The sequence below is a fragment of the Dakarella massiliensis genome (genome assembly GCF_001182045.1).
GTDB classification, from domain to species: Bacteria; Pseudomonadota; Gammaproteobacteria; order Burkholderiales; family Burkholderiaceae_F; genus Mesosutterella; species Mesosutterella massiliensis.
Genome location: NZ_CVTY01000003.1, coordinates 11,946 through 32,343 on the forward strand (window position 1 = coordinate 11,946; position 20,398 = coordinate 32,343).

The 20,398-nt window shown below is 56.2% G+C and carries 19 protein-coding genes; 12 read left to right on the top strand and 7 right to left on the bottom strand.

Translation table 11 applies throughout. The features are described from left to right. Window positions 1-36: 36 nt before the first annotated feature. Together BN1936_RS00095 and hemC are read right to left on the bottom strand one after the other, a co-directional pair. A complete protein-coding gene (locus BN1936_RS00095) occupies window positions 37-828 on the bottom strand; it encodes a uroporphyrinogen-III synthase (protein ID WP_022442898.1) in 792 nt (263 codons plus the stop codon). Then, window positions 825-1,760 (bottom strand): hydroxymethylbilane synthase, encoded by a 936-nt coding sequence (gene hemC, locus BN1936_RS00100; RefSeq protein ID WP_022442899.1) that lies wholly within the window; start codon window positions 1,758-1,760, stop codon window positions 825-827. Before hemC ends, BN1936_RS00095 begins: the two co-directional genes overlap by 4 nt. 204 nt (window positions 1,761-1,964) lie before the next feature. Between hemC and argH the strand changes: the two genes are divergently transcribed. From argH to BN1936_RS00125, 5 genes are all read left to right on the top strand, one after another. After that, window positions 1,965-3,416, top strand: coding sequence for an argininosuccinate lyase (argH, locus tag BN1936_RS00105; RefSeq protein ID WP_049686368.1), 1,452 nt, complete (start codon window positions 1,965-1,967; stop codon window positions 3,414-3,416). A 120-nt stretch (window positions 3,417-3,536) separates the two neighbouring features. Next, window positions 3,537-4,133 carry a ribosome biogenesis factor YjgA gene (yjgA, locus tag BN1936_RS00110; protein ID WP_022442901.1) on the top strand — a complete coding sequence of 199 codons (597 nt, stop codon included), beginning with the start codon at window positions 3,537-3,539 and terminating at the stop codon, window positions 4,131-4,133. Continuing rightward, window positions 4,130-5,593, top strand: coding sequence for a molybdopterin adenylyltransferase (gene mog, locus BN1936_RS00115; protein WP_022442902.1), 1,464 nt, complete (start codon window positions 4,130-4,132; stop codon window positions 5,591-5,593). The genes yjgA and mog overlap by 4 nt, the downstream gene beginning before the upstream one ends. A 204-nt stretch (window positions 5,594-5,797) precedes the next feature. Then, on the top strand, window positions 5,798-6,145 hold the full coding sequence (locus BN1936_RS00120) for a cytochrome c3 family protein (RefSeq protein ID WP_022442903.1): 348 nt from the start codon (window positions 5,798-5,800) through the stop codon (window positions 6,143-6,145). A 36-nt stretch (window positions 6,146-6,181) separates the two neighbouring features. Then, window positions 6,182-7,762, top strand: coding sequence for an FAD-dependent oxidoreductase (locus BN1936_RS00125; protein ID WP_022442904.1), 1,581 nt, complete (start codon window positions 6,182-6,184; stop codon window positions 7,760-7,762). 152 nt (window positions 7,763-7,914) lie between these two features. On the opposite strand, the gene BN1936_RS00130 is transcribed toward BN1936_RS00125, so the two are convergent. The 4 genes from BN1936_RS00130 to BN1936_RS00145 form a co-directional block, all read right to left on the bottom strand. Further along, entirely contained in the window at window positions 7,915-8,652 is a 738-nt protein-coding gene (locus tag BN1936_RS00130) for a basic amino acid ABC transporter substrate-binding protein (RefSeq protein ID WP_022442905.1), read from the bottom strand. A 199-nt stretch (window positions 8,653-8,851) separates the two neighbouring features. Further along, window positions 8,852-9,595 (bottom strand): basic amino acid ABC transporter substrate-binding protein, encoded by a 744-nt coding sequence (locus BN1936_RS00135; RefSeq protein WP_049686369.1) that lies wholly within the window; start codon window positions 9,593-9,595, stop codon window positions 8,852-8,854. 172 nt (window positions 9,596-9,767) lie between these two features. Beyond that, window positions 9,768-10,511, bottom strand: coding sequence for a basic amino acid ABC transporter substrate-binding protein (locus BN1936_RS00140; protein ID WP_022442907.1), 744 nt, complete (start codon window positions 10,509-10,511; stop codon window positions 9,768-9,770). Between the two features lie 532 nt (window positions 10,512-11,043). Further along, entirely contained in the window at window positions 11,044-11,661 is a 618-nt protein-coding gene (locus BN1936_RS00145) for an AraC family transcriptional regulator (RefSeq protein WP_187367739.1), read from the bottom strand. A 174-nt stretch (window positions 11,662-11,835) separates the two neighbouring features. Between BN1936_RS00145 and BN1936_RS00150 the strand changes: the two genes are divergently transcribed. From BN1936_RS00150 to BN1936_RS00165, 4 genes are read left to right on the top strand one after another with little or no spacing between them, the layout of a single operon-like run. Beyond that, a complete protein-coding gene (locus tag BN1936_RS00150; RefSeq protein WP_022442910.1) occupies window positions 11,836-12,312 on the top strand; it encodes a cytochrome P460 family protein in 477 nt (158 codons plus the stop codon). Window positions 12,313-12,325: 13 nt separating this feature from the next. Then, complete coding sequence (locus BN1936_RS00155) at window positions 12,326-12,931, top strand: flavodoxin (protein ID WP_022442911.1); 606 nt, start codon at window positions 12,326-12,328, stop codon at window positions 12,929-12,931. 17 nt (window positions 12,932-12,948) lie between these two features. Beyond that, a complete protein-coding gene (locus BN1936_RS00160; protein ID WP_022442912.1) occupies window positions 12,949-13,368 on the top strand; it encodes a cyclophilin-like fold protein in 420 nt (139 codons plus the stop codon). A gap of 9 nt (window positions 13,369-13,377) precedes the next feature. After that, a complete protein-coding gene (locus BN1936_RS00165) occupies window positions 13,378-13,815 on the top strand; it encodes a cyclophilin-like fold protein (RefSeq protein ID WP_022442913.1) in 438 nt (145 codons plus the stop codon). Between the two features lie 114 nt (window positions 13,816-13,929). Here BN1936_RS00165 and BN1936_RS00170 read toward each other — a convergent pair whose 3' ends face one another. Next, window positions 13,930-15,450 carry an FAD-dependent oxidoreductase gene (locus BN1936_RS00170; protein WP_022442914.1) on the bottom strand — a complete coding sequence of 507 codons (1,521 nt, stop codon included), beginning with the start codon at window positions 15,448-15,450 and terminating at the stop codon, window positions 13,930-13,932. A gap of 148 nt (window positions 15,451-15,598) precedes the next feature. Between BN1936_RS00170 and BN1936_RS00175 the strand changes: the two genes are divergently transcribed. From BN1936_RS00175 to BN1936_RS00185, 3 genes are all read left to right on the top strand, one after another. Beyond that, window positions 15,599-16,537: a LysR family transcriptional regulator gene (locus tag BN1936_RS00175; RefSeq protein ID WP_022442915.1), complete on the top strand. Its 939-nt coding sequence runs from the start codon at window positions 15,599-15,601 to the stop codon at window positions 16,535-16,537. Window positions 16,538-17,043: 506 nt separating this feature from the next. Continuing rightward, window positions 17,044-18,429 (top strand): C4-dicarboxylate transporter DcuC, encoded by a 1,386-nt coding sequence (gene dcuC / locus BN1936_RS00180; RefSeq protein WP_022442916.1) that lies wholly within the window; start codon window positions 17,044-17,046, stop codon window positions 18,427-18,429. A 235-nt stretch (window positions 18,430-18,664) separates the two neighbouring features. Further along, on the top strand, window positions 18,665-20,398 hold a 1,734-nt coding region (locus tag BN1936_RS00185; RefSeq protein ID WP_148521165.1), incomplete at its 3' end, for an IS1634 family transposase.

Genomic DNA, 20,398 nt, shown 5'->3' on the forward strand with positions numbered 1-20,398 from the left:
GAGAAAAAGCCGTTTGCCGGAGTTCTTCGGCCGATATCAGCCGAGTCCCTCCGCACAGGCGATCACGTTCTTCTCGACTTCGTCATCGATCGGAGAGGACATCCGCACGAGATGGAATCCCGCCTCGAGCACCTTTGATTCGCTTCTCGGGTGAATCACCACGGCGGCACCCGAAGTGATCCACTCCCAGGCCCCCTCCACCGGATGCACGGCCCGGAGAAGCGACACGATCGCCTCCGAACTTGTGATGTAGGTCACCGGGGCCGGTCCTTTCATCGCCTCCCGGAGCTCATCCTCCTGCAGCACTGTGAGCTGCAGCGGGAGCCGTTCATAGCACATCAGTTTCTGCACATCGGCGCCTTCCGAGAGGAGCTCTTCTGAAAGCCACTCGCGTCCGGTCTGCCCGCGGCAGATCAGCACCCGGGAAGGAATGCCCCGCTTCCGGAGCTCCGCCATCAGCGCTTCGCTTCCGGAGTGCGCGGCGTCACCCGCCGGATATATGATCGGCACGGACTCCCCCCAGGCCGCGCGGGCAACCCGAGCGGTTCCCTCTCCCACCGTGGCAAGCGTCACGTGAGACGGCCAGTGATCCACCCAGTGAGCCACCGCGGCCACCGAGGCCGGACTCACCAGCAGCACGAGATCAATATCCGAAAGGTCGGAAAAACGCTTCACAACGGGCGTCTCGTCCTCCGGCAGCCTGATCGTAAAGGCGGGCCAGGCGAACGTCCTGAAGCCGAGCTTCGAGAACCGGAGGGCAAGCCTCTGATTCACCGCCCCGGTCCTCGTCAGGATCACAGGGTGCTGCTTCAGTTGAGTCTCCGTCATGAACCGAGCACCTCCTTCAGAATCCGTTCAGCGCCCTTCGCGCGGAGGGCTTCAAGCACTTCAGCCGCCACATCGAGCGGCGACTCCATCGGACCGCGGGCTTCGGCAAACACCGCTTCGCCCGTGTGATGATTGCCGACCATGGCGCGGAGCCAGATCCGGCCGTCGGACTCGGGGACAGCGTAGGCCGCGAGCGGCACCTGGCAGGAGCCGCCGAGAGACCGCGACACTTCACGCTCCGCCGCGGTGCAGGCCCGGACTTCGGGCGAATTGATAAAGGAAACGAGAGAGAGCGTCTTTTCGTCTCCCTCACGCACCTCGATGCCAAGCGCTCCCTGCCCGGGGGACGGCAGGCTCACCGAAGCATCGATCACAGTGCGGATCCGGTCACCGAACCCCAGCCGCTTGAGACCGGCGGACGCCATGATGAGCGCGTCAAACTGGCCTTCATCAAGCTTACGAAGACGCGTTCCGACGTTACCCCGGACCGGCTTCACAACCAGCTTCGGGTAGTGGCTTCGGATCATGAGTTCCCGTCTCAGCGAAGCGGTGCCGACAACCGCGCCGTCCGGCATTTCATCGAGACCCGCGTACTTCGGGCTCACGAAGGCGTCGCGGGGATCCTCACGCTCGGAGACCGCGCCGAGCACGAAGCCCTCGGAAAGCTCCATCGGCACATCCTTCAGCGAGTGGACCGCGATGTCAGCCTTTCCCTTCCGCATCGTTTCCTCGAGCTCGACCACGAAAAGCCCTTTCCCGCCGATCTTCGAGAGAGTCTTATCGAGGATCTGGTCACCCTTCGTCGTCATGCCGAGAAGTTCGACCGTCATGCCTTCATAACGGTTTTCAAGAAGAGCCTTCACATGCTCCGCCTGCCAGAGCGCAAGCGGGCTTTCGCGTGTCGCGATCACGCAGCGAGAATTATCCGACATCAGTGTCCTGCCTTTGTATGTAATCAGAGACCGGACCGTGCGCTCTGCCGCACCGTACCCGGTCAGGTGCTCCGATTGTATCAGCGGGACAGAAGCTGATCCTTAAATGACGCGATGCGGTGCCGAAAAAAGGAGCATTCAGGCGCGCTCTGCCCGGCAATCGAAGTAAAATTACGTTTTTCCTCCAAATTAATGACGTTGGTCATGGCAAATACGAACGACTCTTCTGATCCGCTGCACGCGAAAAACAAGGCCTGGTCGGGCCGCTTCTCCGAACCTGTCGCAGACTTCGTGCTGCGATATACCGCTTCGGTGAATTTCGATAAACGGATGGCGAAAGCCGATATCAATGGTTCTCTCGCCCACGCTGCCATGCTGGAAAAGGCCGGTGTGATTTCCGAACAGGATCTCGCCGATATCCGCCGCGGCATGAAGCAGATCAGTGAGGAAATTGCCGGAGGCAAGTTCGAGTGGCAGCTCGCCCTCGAAGACGTGCATCTCAATATCGAAGCCCGTCTGACGTCCCTGATCGGCGACGCCGGCAAGCGTCTCCACACCGGACGCTCCCGTAACGACCAGGTCGCGACTGACCTCCGTCTCTACCTCCGGGACGAAATCGACGGCATCGTCGCGCAGCTGAATGAACTGCAGAAGGTGCTCGTGCGCGTGGCGGAGAAGGAGTCCGACACGGTGATGCCGGGCTTCACCCACATGCAGGTCGCGCAGCCGGTCACCTTCGGTCACCACATGCTCGCCTACGTCGAAATGTTCGAGCGCGACCACGAACGCATGCTTGACCTTCGGCACCGCGTGAACCGTTCGCCGCTTGGCGCCGCCGCTCTCGCCGGCACCACCTATCCGATCGACCGTGAGTACACGGCTGAGCTTCTCGGGTTCGAAGGCGTCATGCAGAATTCGCTTGACGCGGTTTCTGACCGCGACTACGGCGTGGAATTCCTCGCCGCGGCCAGCCTCATCATGATTCACATCTCGAGGCTCTCCGAAGAGCTCGTCTACTGGATGAGCCAGCGTTTCAACTTCATTCACCTGCCGGACCGCTTCACGACGGGCTCTTCGATCATGCCGCAGAAGAAGAACCCGGACGTTCCCGAAACGTCCCGCGGCAAGGCTGCCCGTGTGATCGGCGAACTCTGCGCGTTCTGCGTGCTGCTGAAGGGCCTGCCCCTCGCCTACAACAAGGACCTGCAGGAGGACAAGGAACCGATTTTCGACGCGATCGACACGGTGCGCGACACGCTCCACGCCTTCATCGAGATGATGCCGGGCGTCGAACCCCAGCGTGATGTGCTCCGCGAAGCCTGCCACGCGGGCTATCCGACGGCGACCGACCTCGCTGACTACCTCGTCCGCAAGGGCGTGCCGTTCCGCTCCGCCCACGACATCGTGGGGCAGATCGTCCGCGCCGCGGTTGAAATGAAGTGCGGCCTCCACGAGATGCCGCTTGAGAAGCTGCAGTCCTTCAGCGACAAGATCGGTGAGGACGTTTATGACAGCCTCACGCTTGAAGGCGCTCTCAAGGCCCGCAACCACACGGGCGGCACGGCGCCTGCGCAGGTGCTCCGTCAGGTCGGTCTCTGGAAGGACCTCTTCGCCCGCCGCGAAAAAGATCCTTCGGCCGGTGAATATTCAAAGTAAACTGTTGTTCCGGGGAAACTTCGGGCGGACCTCCGCCTGATGAACACACCGCCTTCCGGAGTCTTTCCCAAGGCGGTGTTTCTGTTTCTTCAATTCAAGATTTTTTAAGAGGCGCAATACATGCAGATCATGGTCAGAGATGCCTACGCTTTCGGTGACGACGGCGAGGAAGAGTACGACGGCCCCAGCAAGTCTGAAGTAAAGCGCCAGCTGCTTGCCCTTCAGGATCTCGGCAAACAGCTGACCGCTATGCCGCAGGAAACCCTTTCAAATCTCTCTCTCCCGGACGACGTGCTGAGGGAAGTGCAGGAGTTCCAGCGCATCAAGACCTTCAAGGCGAAGCAGCGTCAGATTCAGCATATCGGGAAACTGCTCCGGCAGGCCGACGCGGACGCGATCCGGAAGGCTATCGCTGACGTCAAGGGACAGAGCGCCGGCATGGTGGCGCTGCAGCATCGCTGCGAGAAACTGCGCGACGAACTGATCGCGTCAGACGAGCCACTGACGGCCTTTGTTTCCTCACACCCTGATGTGGACCTTCAGAGCCTGCGTCAGACGATCCGCATGGCGCGGCGCGAAGCCGCGAAGGAAGATCCCGCGAAACGGAACCCGAAGTTCCAGCGCGAACTCTTCCGCGTGCTGCGTGAGGCGCTGCTTCCGGAATTCCAGAGCAGCCCGGAAAAAACCGGTGACACCGCCGGGGAGGATGAGGCATGAGTGACAGGGATGAAGAAGGCATTCTGATCGGTCTCGTTTCGGTTTCTGACCGGGCGAGCAGCGGCGTTTATGAGGACAAGGGCATTCCGGCTCTGCGCGAATGGTGCACTGCCGCGATCGAGACTCCGGTCCGCTTCGCGGAGCGCCTGATTCCGGATGACCGCTACACGATCGAAAAGACGCTGACCGAACTGGTTGACGATGAAAAATGCGACCTCGTTCTCACGACCGGCGGCACGGGCCCCTCGCGCCGCGACGTGACGCCTGAAGCCACGCTCGCCGTGGCGACCCGCGAGCTCCCCGGATTCGGCGAGCAGATGCGGGCGATCTCGCTTAAATTCGTCCCGACCGCGATCCTGTCGCGCCAGGTCGGCGCGCTTCGTGAAATACCGGATCACGCTGCCCTCATCATCAATCTGCCCGGCCAGCCGAAGGCTATCGCGGAGACCCTCGGAGGCCTTCGGGATGAAGACGGGAAGGTGATTGTTCCCGGCATTTTTGCCGCGGTTCCCTACTGCATCGATCTGATCGGCGGTCCGTGGGTGGACACGCGTCCTGAGGTCTGCAAGGCTTTCCGTCCGAAATCCGCTCTGAAGGCGCGAGAGGAGGCTCTGAAGGCCGCGGCCGAAAAGGCTGCCGCTGACGCACCGGAAAAAACAGAAGCGCCCCAGGCTCCGGAAAAGGAGCCTGAAGCAGAATCCCGCCAGACGGCCGCCTTTGTGGATCCGGCGCCCGTTCGGATTCCCGGAAACCGGAACGCTGTTCCGGAACCTCCGGCGTCTGACCTTGAAACCGTTGTGATTGAGCCCGCCGATACCCGTCTTCCCCCTCCCTGCACCGTCGTGTGGCTGGGTGGCATGGGGGTCGACATTCATGACTTCTCGGATCTGCCTTCCGAAATCGAGCAGCTTGGCGGCCCTGCCGCCCGGTACGTGATGGTGAACGCGCCGGAGATGCAGCTCTCCATGGATCCCTCGAACCCTCTCCGTGCCTGGTACGACCTGCCAGGTCGGAATCTGATTGATTACGAGGATGAGGAAGGCGTCCGGATAAGCGCCCGCCGCATCAGCCGCCTGATCGACTCGATCGCGGCCCGCGGCATGCCGCGGCAGAGAATTTTCCTCGCGGGCTTCTCGCAGGGCGGCTCGATGGCGCTCTTCACCGGGCTCCGCGAAGAGCTCTCGATAGCCGGAATCATTTCGCTCTCCGGATGCCTGCCGCTCGCGGGCCGTATCGCTGATGAAATCCGCCCGGGCGGTCTCGCCACGCCGGTCTTTATGGGGAACGGTGACTTCGATGAAATCGTGCCGATTCCGGTCGCGCAGCAGTCGCTTCAGGCGATCAGCCGCGCTGGCGCCGCGGTCTCCTGGCGCGACTATCCGACCGAGCACACGCTGAGCGGCGAAGCGCTCCGCGACACCGCGCTCTTCATGCGCCGTGTCCTTGGGGGAAAGCGCTGATCAGGAACCCCGGTTCTGACGCCGCGTAAAAGCGAAAAACCTCTGTTCTATCAAAGGAACAGAGGTTTTTTTATGGTCTCGATCATGTTCATCGCTCCGCACACCTCCTATTGACTAGTTCGTTCGAATTACATAGAATCCGTTTTCAGTTGGGAGACGAATTCGAATAAAAATAAGAAAAAACCGAGCATTTAGGAGAGTTGCATGAAGTTCCGTACTTTTGCAACCGCACTTCTGGCCGGAGTTTTTCTCGCATCACCCGTTCTCGCGGCCGATCAGCACTTTCTCGCTGACCGCCATGTAGCGAAGGGGGTGAAATGCGAGTCCTGTCACAATCCTGGAGCGCCCAGCTCCAAAAACGTCACGCCGCAGAACTGCCTCAAGTGTCATGGCGGAAGCTATGAAAAGCTTGCCGAGCAGACAGCCGGCGGCGATATCAATTACCACAACACGCACCTTGGCCCCATTGCCTGCACCGAGTGCCATCAGGGACATAAGCCCCCGAAGCTCGTCTGCGACCAGTGCCATGAGTTTTCCGTGAAAGTTCCGTAATCGTTTTTTGCTGACTCCCACTCCAGGAGAAAAATTATGAATTTCAACCGCAGAAATCTGCTTAAGGGCGGTGCTGCCGCCGTCGCGTCCCTTCCGTTTGCCAGCGCTATCGCGAAACCCTATTCCAAGGACATCCACTGGGATAAGGAAACCGATGTTCTCATGGTCGGCTACGGCGGAGCCGGCGCCTGTGCCGCTATCACAGCGCATGACGCGGGCGCGAAGGTGCTGATCGTCGAAAAGATGAAGGAGGGCGGCGGCAACACCGCGGTTTCCTCCGGCGGCTTCATGATCCCGAAGAACGAAGCTGACGCTCTCACCTATCTCAACGCGACGTATGACTTCGCGGATTCGGAAAAGGATCCTGAACTTCTCAAGGTCTTCTGCAAGGAGATCATGGGCGTGAAGAGCTTTATGGAAGGGCTTAAGCCTGGCACCAAGCTCTGGGTTTACGGCCACGCCGGTTTCCAGAATCTGAAGGGCTGGGAAGCGATCGACAAGTGGCGCGTCCGCGGCAAGAAGCGCGGCGGCGACTGCCTCTTTGAACTCTACCGCTACGCCGTCGAAGAAAACCGCCACATTCCGATCATGCTGAACACCGCCGTGAAACAGCTGATCAAGAACGGCGACGAAGTGGTCGGCGTTGTCGCGGTGGCTGACGGCAAGGAAATCAACATCAAGGCGAAGCGCGCCGTGATCCTGGCCTGCGGCGGCTATGAGTTTGATCAGGAGTCCCTCACCACTTTCGCCCAGGGCCACAAGTTCCACGCTCTCGGCAACCCGGGCAACACCGGTGACGGCGTCCGCCTCGCGCAGTCTGCCGGCGCCCGCCTCTGGCACATGACCGCCTACTCCTGCCCGCTCGGCTGCGAGCTCCCGGGCTGCAAGGCTGCCATGCAGATTCAGATGATGTCGCCTTCCTTCATCTGGGTGGATCAGGACGGCAAGCGCTTCTGCGACGAGTTCTCGGCTGACGGCCACACCCGCGCCTACATGGTGAACCGTTTTGACCCGATCACCCATCGTTACCCCTATATCCCCTGCTACGTGGTGTTTGACGATGTCGCGTTCAAGCGCGGCCCGATCGGCAGCATCACGTCCGGCTACTCCGTGAACCGTGAAGGCTACAAGTGGTCCTTCGACAATTCGAAGGAAGTCGCGAGCGGCGTGATCAAGAAGGCTGATTCCCTTAAGGAACTCGCCAAGATCATCGGCGTTCCGGCTGAGAACCTCGAAGCCTCGGTGAAGAAGTGGAATGAAGACGTGAAGGCCGGAAAGGACACGCAGTTTGCCCGTCCGATCAACAATCCGCATAAGAGCGTTGTTCATATCGAGCGCAAGTCGGGGAGCATTGTTTCCGCACCGCTCGCTGAGAATGGCCCGTACTACGCGATCGTCCTCTACCCGACCATGCTGAACACCCAGGGCGGTCCGAAGAAGGACGTGAACGGACACGTGATGACCCCGGAGAATAAGCCGGTGCCGCGTCTCTACGCTGCCGGTGAACTCGGTTCCATGTGGGGCAACATCTATCAGGGCGCGACCAACAACGCTGAGTGCATCGTCTTTGGACGTCTGGCAGGGCGCGCCGCTGCGGCGGAAAAGAGCTGGAGCTGACGCTTCGCCCAGAGGCCGGACCGCAAGATGTCTCCATCGGCCCGGTTTCTGACCGCAATATTCAAACGCTGAGTCCAATAAAAACCGGCTGATTCCTTTTCATTTCAGGAACCAGCCGGTCTTTTTATTCACGTCAGAAGAGGTTCAGTGAATCAGTTCCCAAACCACTTTCTGTAGATCTTCGCCGTTTCACCGCTCTTCTCCATCTGGAGCAGCGTGCGGTTCAGCTGATCAAGCAGCTTCTTATTGCCCTTGCGGACGGCGAACGCGATTTCTTCCTTCGGGAAGCCGGTCTGCACTTCCACCATCGAGCGGGTACCGCGCTGCTTCAGGTAGTACTCGATCGCGGGCTTATCGGAAATCACCGCGACGCAGCCGCGGTTCTGCATTTCCAGAATATCGTCAGCGAGCGAATTGAAGGTCTTCAGTTTCGCACCCGGGATCGTTCTCGCGAGCTCAGCGCCGGCAGATGCGATTTCAACGCAGACAGTCTTGTTGCGGAGATCCTTTTCGCTCCGGATGGCATGCGCATCGGACTTATTCACGAGCAGGACCTGGGAGGAGTGATAAACCGGACGGGTAAAGTCGATCTTCTTCTGACGCTCGGGCGTAATCGTGAGACCAGAGGTAATCAGATCAATGTTGCCGGTCATGACGGCAGGAATCAGGCCGTCGAGCCCCATCGGGGCGAATTTGATCTCATAGCCCATGTGCTTCGCCGCGGCGCGGATCAGGTCAATATCGTAACCGACCAGCTGCTTCGTACGGCCGTCAACAAATTCGAACGGCTGGAAGACCGGCTGCGTACCGACATTCAGCACCGGGAGGGCGAGAGCTGAACCCGCGCAGGTCATGGCCGCTGCGGCCGCAATCAGAAATTTCTTCAGCATTGAGTATTCTCCGTATCAATAGCCTCTTTTGGGCTTTTTGGCGATTCCTTGAGGAATCTTTGATTGGTTGGGTGGAAAAACGGAACTCATCACGCGTTGCGTGAGCACGGAAAGGACTACAGAAAAACTGAAGAAGCCGGTGCCTTTCCGGTCCCGGCTTCTTCTGCCGCCTTCCGGCAGCGAATGGATTCAGGACGCTTTACTTCGCGGAGCTGAACCACTTCTGATGAATCTTAGCGGTTTCGCCGCTCTTATCCATCGCGGCCAGCGCCTTATTGAAAGCATCGAGCAGCTTCTTGTTGCCCTTGCGGACAGCAAACGCCATCTCTTCCTTCGGGTAACCGGTCTGAACTTCAACCATGTTGCGGCCGCCGCGCTGCTTCAGGAAGTACTCGACAACGGGCTTATCAGCGATAACTGCCGTGCAGCCGCGGTTGTTGAGCTCAAGAATCGTGTCAGGAAGGGTATTGAAGGCCTTCACCTTTGCGCCCGGAATCTTGCGGCCGAATTCAGCGCCGACCGTGCCGATCTGCGCGCAGATGTTCTTGCCCTTCAGGTCCTTTTCACTCTTCACGGAGCCGGCATCAGGCTTGTTGACGAGAATCACCTGAGTCGACTGGTAAACCGGGCGGGTGAAATCAACCTTCTTCTTACGTTCAGCAGTGATCGTCATGCCGGCAGCGGCGGCATCGATATTATTTGTCATCAGAGCCGGGATCAGGCCGTCAAACCCCATATTGACGAACTTCACCTGGTAACCCATGTGCTTCGCAGCGGCACGGATCATGTCCATATCGTAGCCAACGAAATCCTTCGTACGGGCGTCCACGAATTCAAACGGCTGGAAGGTGGGCTCGGTACCGACGGTCAGCACCGGAGCCGCCAGCGCGGAACCCGCACAGGCCATGGTTACGGCAGCTGCCATCACTAGATTCTTAAACATTCAATTTCTCCGTGTCATCTGAACCCGCTTCTGAGAGCGGGCTTCTCTTATAGAGAGCTTCCACAGAACCGGGAAGCACAGGGGGTAAAAGTTGTTGAAGCAGGGGAACTGCCTTGCTCAATCCGACTGAAGATACTCGGAAACATTCCCCTGCGCAAGATGGATCTGGATCTTAGTTGTTGAACCACTTCTTGTGGATCTTCGCGACCGTGCCGTCCTTCTGGAGGGAGACAAGCGCGCTGTTCAGAGCGTTCAGCACCTTCTTGTTGCCCTTCTTCACGGCAAAGCCCCAGTCTTCCGTCGTGAGCTGGGTCGGAAGCTCATGGAAATAGCGGCTCTGACGGCTTTCCTTCAGGAAGTATTCAATCACGGGCTTATCAGCCACCACGGCGTCGCAGCCGCCGTTATGGAGTTCCATCATGGCTTCGGCGGCGTTATTGAACGTACGGGCTTTCTTGCCGGAAATCTGCTCCGCCTTCAGCTGACCGGTCGTGCCCAGCTGCGCGCAGACCTGCTTGCCCTTGATGGCGACGGGAGTCTTATAGGCCGCGGCGTCCTTCTGACGGACCACAGCAACGAGACCGCCCTTGAAGACCGGCACCGTGAAATCGACCTTCTTCTTACGCTCCGGGGTGATCGTCATGCCGGAGACACCGACATCCACTGTTCCGGTCATCAGAGCCGGAATAATGGCGTCAAACCCCATCGACTGAACGGAAATGTTGTAACCCGCCTTCTTGCCGGCAGCGTTGATCAGATCGATCTCATAGCCCACGAACTGCTTCGTCTTGACATCAACGAATTCAAAGGGCGGGAAGGTCGTTTCGGAACCGACGCGGAGAGTCGGAGCCGCAAGGGCGGAAGCGGTATAAAGGGAAGCCATGACGGCGGCACAGACCGCAAATTTTTTCAGCATAAGTTATCTCCTCTGAGCCTGAGATTCTTCAGGGAATCAGAAACTTTTTACGTGTGAGAAAACCGGAGCAGGACCTCATCAGCCGTTCCGGGATCGAGGTTTCATCAAGCTCAAAGCAAATAAGGCGATGTGCGGCGCACAGTACGGCTGCCGTGACTGGTGACAGTACGGCCGTAGAAGATAAAGCTATCCTACGGAAATGTTCCTGCCGGCCCCACGCGGAGCACCTTGCCAGCAGAAACAACGCCATTCAGCTTTCCTTCACCGGTGAGAGCCGGGAAAGCGAACTTCGTCTGCATTGTTTTATTCCTTGTCTCTTTTCTTAAAGAGGCCTGCCGGGAACTCTTGATACGTCCCCGCCAGTGCGTGATGAATGCCCGATCCATTTGTACGGATCAGGCCTAATAACAGTACTCTTTTCAGACGGCTTTCTGCCGCCTCACGCTTGGATTTATGACGCAGGGCAAAAAATATCCCCTGTATTCCTGAGGGGATAGCTTATTGATGGGATAGCTGAAGGGAGGGTCCTCGGTCAGCTGTTCAGGTGCCGGTCATCACGCGGCGCCACACCAAACAACCGCCGGTAATCATTCGTAAGCTGGGAACTGCTTGCGTAACCCACAGCTCCTGCGGTGAAACCGACTGACTTCCGGTCTGCCATCAGAAGGCGCCGTGCTTCATAGAGTCTCAGGGTTTTCTGATACTGGATCGGTGAGTATCCGGTCAGCGCCTTGAAGTGGCGATGGAAACTGGCGGATGACATCCCGATAGAGGATGCGAGCGTTTCCACAGAAAGATTGGTACGGAAATTTTCCTTGATCACCGCGATCGCGTGCGAGATCTGCTGCAGGTGCTGGCTGCCGGCGCAGATACTCCAGAGCCAGGTGCCGGCCTCGCCGAGAAGAAGTCTCGCGTGCATTTCCCGGATCAGAATCAGCGCGAGGAGCTGCACAGCCTCCGGCTTATCAGCGATATCAAAGAGCCGCAGGGCATTTTCTCCGAGATCTGCCGAGCAGGGAAAAACGGCGTAAGGAGGCGTATCACCGGTGCTCAGCGGTTCACGCCGGGGAGCGAGTGACAGCGCGAGCTCCGTGAGAAGCGCCCGGCGCTTCAGTTCCGTCAGGACTTCTGTCAGATGCCTATCTTCCATTTTTCCTCTGCGCTTCGTTTTCTGTCTGATGAAAATCATCATACGCCTTTTCTCTTAATTTCTTTCTTTATTGATATTTTTTAGCAGATAAATGAGGAAAACCGAACAATTTGCGACCCGATCCGGCAATAAGATTTTCTGCATCAGACAGGCAGACAGTTATCAGGAGACAGAATGGAATTACGAAATTTATTCCCAGTTGCCGGCGCCCTTGGTGCCGCCTTTTTCCTCATCGGCAGCGCTGCCGCCGCTCCGTCACTTCCGGCCAGTCTGAACGGATTTGTTCACTACAGCACGTCGAAATACGGCGGCAAAATCAGTGACAAGTACGTTCAGAAAACGAGTATCCAGGCACTGCAATCCGGAAAGAATCTTCCCTACGGCACGGCGGTCGTTGGAATTGAGTACCGGGATCAGAACGGAAAACGCGGTCCTGTGCTTCGCTACATCATCATGGAAAAGGTGAGGAACAGCGGGAAGGATTACCCGGCCTCTGTCCGAAACGGAGACTGGGAGTTCGCATCCTATACTCCGGCCCGCGCCCTGATCACGAATGATCCCGTCACACGGTGTCTTGCCTGCCATAAGAGCCAGGCCCAGAGTGACTATCTTTTCGGCCTGAACGAAATGAAGAGCTTCAAGCTGAAGTAAGGATGATCTGACCATGAAACGAAGAACTCTGATCAAGGGTGCCGCAGCAGTCGGTTTCAGTCTCCTCTCAGGAACCGGTTTTGCCGCCGCACCGAAGAAAAAAATTCTGGTCGCCTATTTTTCCCGGGCCCGCAGCATTTCCCGCGGGATGGATGCGATCACTTACGCCACGCCCTGGGTTGGCAATACGGCAGAAGCTGCCCGCGTTATCGCTCAGACACTGAATGCCGATGTTCACGAAATTGTGACGACAGAAAAGTATCCCCTGCTTCACCGCGAAAACTCACGTATTGCCGAGCAGGAAATGAAGAGTGACGCGAGACCGGGCATTGCCCCCTCAAACCTCTCACTGGACTCTTACAGTGTGGTCTTCCTGGGATTCCCGATCTGGTGGTACCGGGAGCCCATGGTGATCCGGACATTTCTGAGCCGCTATCAGTGGAAAGGCAAAACGATCATCCCCTTCTGCACGTCGCTTGAAGTGGATATTCCTCAGGCCCGAAGTGACATCATGAAGCTCGCGCCGGGAGCCGCTGTCCTGGAAGGCCGCCGGTTCGCGACCGAGAACGCGAATCTCGCTTCTGAAGTGAAATCCTGGGTTCAGGGTCTCCATATCTGAGGCCAAAGGAAAAGGAAATGAAAACTGCAGCCCTGATTTTCGCGGCCGCGCTGGGGATAGCTTCGCAGATCGCGTCCGCCGATACGCCGGTTCAGATGGTAATTAACGGGAAAGCCTATACCGCCACAGTCACTGACACACCGGAAGGCCGGAACTTTCTCGGCATGCTGCCGCTTCACGTCAGAATCAGCCGCGGAGAGCATGACTTCTGCGGCGATATGCCGCCTCTCACGCATTCAGAATCCAGTGTGAAAAACGGCTTCCGGAACCGCGACATTGCCTATTGGGTCCCGGGGCATGACTTCGTGATTTTCGTGAACGGCGAAGAGCACTCTTCCTCTATCGGCGGAATTGTTTACCTGGGAAAGCTCCAGATCCCGCAAAATGATCTCCTGAAGCTCTCCGGCACGCTCGACGTCAGAATCCTTAAGAAATAAGGAATCCCTATGAAACGCAGAAATTTTCTTCAATTACTCGCAGCCTCGGCTGCAGGAGCCGCCCTCACCATGAGTTCCGCTGAAGCCAAAAACGCCGGCCGCCGCATCCGGATTACCGCTGGAAACCGCACCTGGTACGCCACACTGGATGACAACGCCACCGCCCGCGCGCTGATTGCCAAACTGCCGCTCACCCTTCCTCTCGAAGATCTCTACGGGCGTGAACTCTGTTACCGGTTCCGCGACGCGCTGCCGGCGAACGAAGTTTCCTACCGCGGTTACGAAGTGGGTGAAATCGTCTACTGGCCGCCGCGGCACAGTTTCGTGATTCTCTATGCGCAGAACGGAGAGCATTTCGATATGCAGCCGATCGGCCGCATTGAGAAGGGCGTGGAGGAAATGGGGCGTGTTGGCTCTATGAAGGCCACAATCACGCTGGACAAGTAACTTTCCCCATCCCCTCTTCAGAAATCACAAACCCGCCTGATCCAAAAGGATTCAGGCGGGTTCTTTTCCCTTATTACAGGAGCGGGGGAAGAAGCCCGCTCCGTCAGGCTTGGATTACATGCCCTTCTTCTGCTGATCGATGATGTTCTCGACAGCAATACGGGCGGAGTTAATGGCGAAGGAAGAAGCCGTGCCTTCACCGATCCTCAGGTCATAGGAGTCACCGTACACACCGCCGGCGTCATGGCCCAGAGCGTAAAGGCCCGGGATCACCTGATCCTTGGCATTCACAACCTGCAGGTTCTCAGTCACCTTGACACCGTTCAGAGAAGCGAGCGTGTGGAGCTTGCCCTTCACGATATAGAACGGAGCCTTGGAGACAGCGCGGATGTAGTACTTATCCTTGCCGAACTCGGTGTCCTTGCCCTGCTTGGCAAACTTCGTCATATCAGCCGCAGCGCGCTTCAGGTTGGCCGCATTAAGACCGGCCTTCTTGGCCACTTCCTCAATCGTGTTGCCTTCAAACACATCGCCGCGCTTCACGCCATCCTGCAGCAGCTTCGGCAGTTCCTTCGCCACCTGGCCGCGCTGAATGAAGTTGCCGCAGGGGTTGAGGTAACCCTTGCCCTTCGTGCCGAGTTCCTTCACGAACGCGTCATCGAAGAAGAGGTAGGTCCATTCACCGGAACGCAGAATAGCGTTCGAAGCCACCGGCCAGTCAAGCGTCAGCTGCTCGTTGAAGTAGCGGTTGCCGGCTCCATCCACATAAAGCTGGCTCTGACGGAAGATAGCGCGCAGTTCCTTATTGGGGCCATTGCAGATCGCTTCGCCTTCCAGCGGATTGAAGGCGCCGTTGATCATCATCGGGCCCATGTTGTCGCCCACTGCACCAGCGGACATTGCCATGCGGATACCGTCACCGGTACGTCCGGGAGCGCCGGACGGAACCAGATCCTGTCCGGTGTACTTCACCACCATGTCCTTGTTGAAGTTATAGCCGCCGGTCGCAAGCACAACGTACTTCGCGTTGACGGTCACCTTCTCACCGGTCTTCAGATCCTTAGCGACGACACCGGCCGCGCGGCCGTCCTTCATGATCAGGGTTTCGCCCGGAGTCTGCAGCAGCAGCGTACCGCCCTTCTTCTGGAAGGTATTCACCATAGCTGCCGGGAGAGAGCCGGCATGCGGGTAGATGTGCCAGGTCAGGTTCTTGTTGCCAGCCCAGACGGACTTCACTTCCTTCCAATGCACACCATGATCCCAGACCCACTGAATGGTCTTCGGGGATTCTTCAATGAAGCGCTTCACCAGAGGAGCATTGATGCGCCAGTGATGGTATTCGCCCATCCGGTTGAATTCCTCAAGCTTCGTCAGCTTCACGCCAGCCTTCTTCTGCATGAAGGATTCAACAGCGAAGGTGCCTTCCATGAAGTTGCCGGCGCCGCCCGCAAAGGCATTCTTTTCCAGAAGAACCGTCTTCAGACCGGCTTCCTGAGCGCTAGCGGCAGCAACCGTACCGCCCGCGCCGGCACCGACCACAACCACATCAGCGTTGAGCACGCGGTCTGCCATCGCAGGGATTGCCATCGCCATAGCGAGGGTGGCAACGGAAATGGAACGAATGAATTTCTTCATATATCTCTCCTCGATTCAAGTGCGTTTTTATTTCTAGTCAATATGACGAATAAAAATCCTGCACGAGGTAATACTAACGAATGATAAAAATGTTATAAACAGCAATAATTAGCACAAACTGTTTTAATAATTGAAACAATAGAACGCTATGGACCTTCTGCCTTCTCTCAGTGTTTTTCTTCGCGTAACGGAAACCGGAAGCTTCAGCCGCGCGGCTGACAGCTTGGGAATGACACGGTCAATGGTTACGCGCCGGATCCAGGCTCTTGAAGAGGATCTCGGCACAAAGCTGTTTTTCCGTTCGACACGGAAAGTGACCCTTTCCTCTGAAGGCATGGAGCTGCTTGTCCGGGCCCGCGACCTTCTCGCGAAAACGAACGCACTCTATGTTGAACTGCGGGATCAGGCCGGCAAACCGCTTTTCGGTTCCATCCGTATCGCGTCAAGTGTCATCATCGGCTGGGTCTTTCTGCAGAAGGTTGTGCAGGAATTCCTGGACGCCAACCCGGGGGTAACGATCGAACTGGTCACTGAAGATCAGCCGATCAAAATGGTGGATGAGGGGATCGATCTTGCGTTCAAGGTTGGTAACCGTCTTCCGGACTCCTCAGTCGCCAAAAAAATCGGTGTTGTCCAGAATTACTTCTGCGCGAGTCCCGACTTCCTCAAAAAGTCGCGCAAAATTTCGCGTCCGAGTGACCTAGAAAAAGTCAATTTTCTGGTGAACACCTATCTCGGCTCCAATATTCAGCTCGTAGGACCGGAGGGAAAGAAAGCCACGGTGAACGTCCGGGGCCGTTTCATCAGCCGAAACACTTTCATCAACTGCCGATCCTGCCTGAGAGGAGATGGTGTCGCCATGCTGCCGGCAGAGTTCGCCCAGAACTATATCGATAAGGGCGAACTCGTCCGGGTGCTGCCTGAGTGGGAAGGTGAAGAATACGGGTTTTACGCGCTTTACCCGGATCGGGCTCTTTCCCGCCCGGCGCGCGCCTTTCTTGAGCTGACTGTAAAGCGGATGGAAGAACTGTCAGGGCATGTTTATGGTCGGGTACGGCAGGATGATCAGTCAGAACCCCGGTACTGAACATCTTTGACATCACGGCCTGAATTCCGCTCTTCGTTATTTTCCTGACTTTCCTGCCGCACGCCAAAGGCGTGCGGCACTGGAAACTCTTTCCCCCGTCATCCGGGGATTCATAGCTTCTCCCTGCCACCTTCTCCATAGCTTTTTCAGCAACTTCTTCAATTAGGTTCTACGCAAATTAAATTCAGAATACGTGGAACTTATTGCTTTTAAAAAGCTTTTAAAAAGCATTTAAACAGTAATTAGGCTGAAATGAGGACACATAAAAGTATCAAATATGTAGGCGCCCCGGTCTCAGGAATGGCAGAATTAATAAGAATCGCTTGCTGTTCCGCACACGTCGCGTACGGAATCCCGCCCGCAAAACGTACCGACTGACACGCCAACCTCGGGAGGGGCCGCCAGGACATACGGACTTACGAAAGCAGGATCACTCGTTCCGGCCTGAACGTCTCCGGGCTTTCCGTCGGCATCTTGCATCACCTCACGTCAAAGGGAGAATAAAAATGCATGATGCAATGCTGTATATTGCGCTGCTGATTGTCGTTCTGACAGGCATTGGAATCGTTAAGAAACTGCAGGTGAATATCCTGCTGCTCTTCGCGGGTATCGCGCTCAATGTGCTCGCCATTCTGGGCGGCAATATGGATCTGCTGCCAAAGGGCACCCATTCCACCGGTTTCATCGGTTTTGACCTTTTCGCGCTGCTTTCCGCGCTCTCGAAGCACCAGGTCGCCACAACCGGCTTCATCATTCTGGTATCCGGAGGCTTCGCGGCCTACATGGATCAGATCGGCGCAACCGATAAACTCGTTAGCGTCTGCCTCAAACCGCTCAGAAAACTCCGGAACCCTTATCTGATCATGGGAGCGGTTTTTATCCTCGGACACTTCCTTGGGTTCGTCGTGACATCCGCGGCCGGCATGGCGATGCTCCTCGCCGTTTCGGTCTATCCCCTTCTTATCGGTCTCGGTGTGTCAGGTGTTGCCGCAGCCGCTGTAATCGGCTCTGTCCTTGTTGTGAGCTACGCACCGTCATCCGCGATTGCGGTTCTTGCTGCGAATACCGCCGGCATCGATCCGATGAGCTACCTGATCCAGTATCAGCTTCCGGTCGCGATCCCGGCAGTCATCACCATGGCGGTGCTTCACGTTCTCGTACAGAGCTATCTCGACAAGAAGGACACCGCCGCCGGTACTCTAGTCAAAACTGATCCGCAAATGATTGAGGCAAAAACCTCCAAGGCGGAAAACCTTCCCTGGTACTATGCGCTCCTGCCGATTGTTCCTCTGATCCTGCTCTTCATCTTCAACAAGATGGTTTATAAGACCATCGTGCTGGATGTGGCGGTTGCCATGTTTATCGGCTGGGTCATCGGGATCCTGGTGGATCTGCTGCACCGCAGAACACTCAACGCCTGTTTTGAGGACGGGTTCGCAATGTTTAAGGGTATGGGGCACATGATGCAGAGCGTCGTCGGTCTCATCTTTGTCGCCGCGCTTTTTGCGGCCGGGCTGAAGAACGCCGGACTTGTTGCACTGCTGATTGACGCCGCGAAGTCCGTCGGATTTGGAATTACCGGCACAGGACTCGTCATGTCCGGTGTGATCGGCCTCGTTACGGTTCTAACTGGGTCTGGTGTCGCGTCCTTCACCGGTCTTGTGCCGATTGCACCTTCCCTTGCCGCCGGTCTCGGCGGTGATCCGATTCCCTTGGTGCTGATGATGCAGATTTCAAGCGAATTCCTTCGCCCGCTGTCCCCCGTTGCCGGTGTGATCATTATCGTGGCAGGCTTCGCCAATGTTTCGCCTCTCACTGTCATTCGGCGCACCTGGCTCCCCTGCTGCGCCGGCATGGCTGTCGCGCTGGGCGCATCCGTTCTGTTCTTCTGAAAACAGAAAAACGGACTCATTTCTCTGGCTTCCGCCAGGAATGGGGCCGTTCTCAATATCAGCAAAAGAAAAATCCCAGCGACCTATGTCTGCTGGGATTTATCTCCCAAACTCCCGGAACATAGCTCCGGGATTTTTTCATTCTGGAAAAAATTCCTAGTAAATTTAAATAGTTGAGATTGACATTAAGGGTAATTCTTAGTATTATAGTCTATAAATATTGATAAAGACTATTATGGCTCGACCAAGAACTCTACCAGACAACCATTTCCGTTTCTCCACCTTCAGAAAAGGAGATTCCACCTATGTTTATGGCTATAGAAATGAGTGGGATCCGGTGAAGAAACAGTCAAGAATTGCCAAAAGGATTTATGTCGGCACGCTCAATGAAGCAACCGGAAGACTTAGACTGGGCAAAAAGTACTTATCCAATCATCCTGAGTATGAAGGCAAGACGCTTTACTTTGAAAATCGTACCCTCGTTGAAAGATCCGAGCAGGATGCTGCAGAAGAAGTTCAACAGCGCGAGCAGTCATGGGCTTCAAACAACCTTTCTTACGCTGCCACCTGGGCCCTTTGGCAGTTCGCCTCCAAGAACCGAATTCTGCAAAACCTGCAGGCGGCGTTCGGAAAACAATTAGGAACCGGCCTTCTGGCTTTGGCCGTCTATCAGCTCTTAGACGGGGGCGCCATGAACGGCTATGAAGACTGGCTTCCCGACAACTGGCTTCCTGTAAGCGCTCCTTTAAGCTCTCAGCGCATCAGCGAACTGCTTGCTCAAGTCGACCATGAGGACATGGTTAATTATTTCCGTTTACGATTTGACCGATCCAAGCAGAATTATCAGAAATGGCTTGAGGAAATAAAACAAAAGGCTCAGAAGCAGGGCTCGGCCATGCCGCCTTCAACTCTGCAAAAGATGTATATGGCGCTGGACTCCACGGCAATAAGTACCTTCTCTATGACAATCGAGGATGCGGCTTACGGGCACGCCAAACAGAATCCTGAACTCAAACAGATAAACCTTACGCTTGCCGTGGATTTCTTGAACGGAGACGTCTGCTATGCCAGAGAAGACGAAGGCTCGATAACCGATAAGTCGGTCTACAAATCCATCCTGGCTCAGATGAAAAGCTACGGCTTTGATCTTGACGAGACAGTCCTGGTGACCGACCGGGGTTACTCTTCCCTAATGAATCTTCAGAATCTTTTTAATACCGATGTCAGCTTCGTCGCCGGCGTTCCTATCGTGGAAAAGGGTTTAAAAGATAAATTTACAAAGTTCCGTGAAGCACTTTGCGACCTCGCTTTTTACAACAGTGAGTATGAAGTTTATTGCCGAACCATAAAAGAAGACTGGAAGCAAAACACAGAGGCCGGCTCAGTAAATCGTGACTGCTTCGTGCATCTGTATCGGTTCCCGGAAATTGCGCTCTCTCAGCAGAAGCAGCTACTAAAGAAAATAGATAAGGTCTTAGATAAAAAACGCGATGGAAAAGTCGTAGATCGAGATGACTGGAACTTCGCTGCCCGCTTCATAACTGAGTGCAAAGAAGAGCAAGACGGCAAGGAAAGGAAAATATGGGAGAAAAACCTCGAGGCTCTCAGACTCTGGGAACGCACTGCCGGCTGCTTTGTTATCCGCAGCGACTGGCTCGAAGATCCGATCGAGGCTCTAAGAATTTACAGGCGCAGGAATATCGTTGAGGTGGCTTTCCGACAGTTTAAAGTCCTTAACGGAGGAGACCGACTGCAGGCAACCCAAACCTCTTACATGGGCAAATTGATGGTACACATAATCGCTCAGTCTCTGAGGATGGCTATAACAGTGCAGGCTAAAAAAAGAGAAACTCAGGAATTAAAACTCCCCGATAACTCGGTGGAAAAGTTACTGGCCGCATTGAAGAGGATCAGAGCGGTGAGGGCACCAACGAGAGCTACATGGGTTGTGGAGCCTCTGACGAAAAAA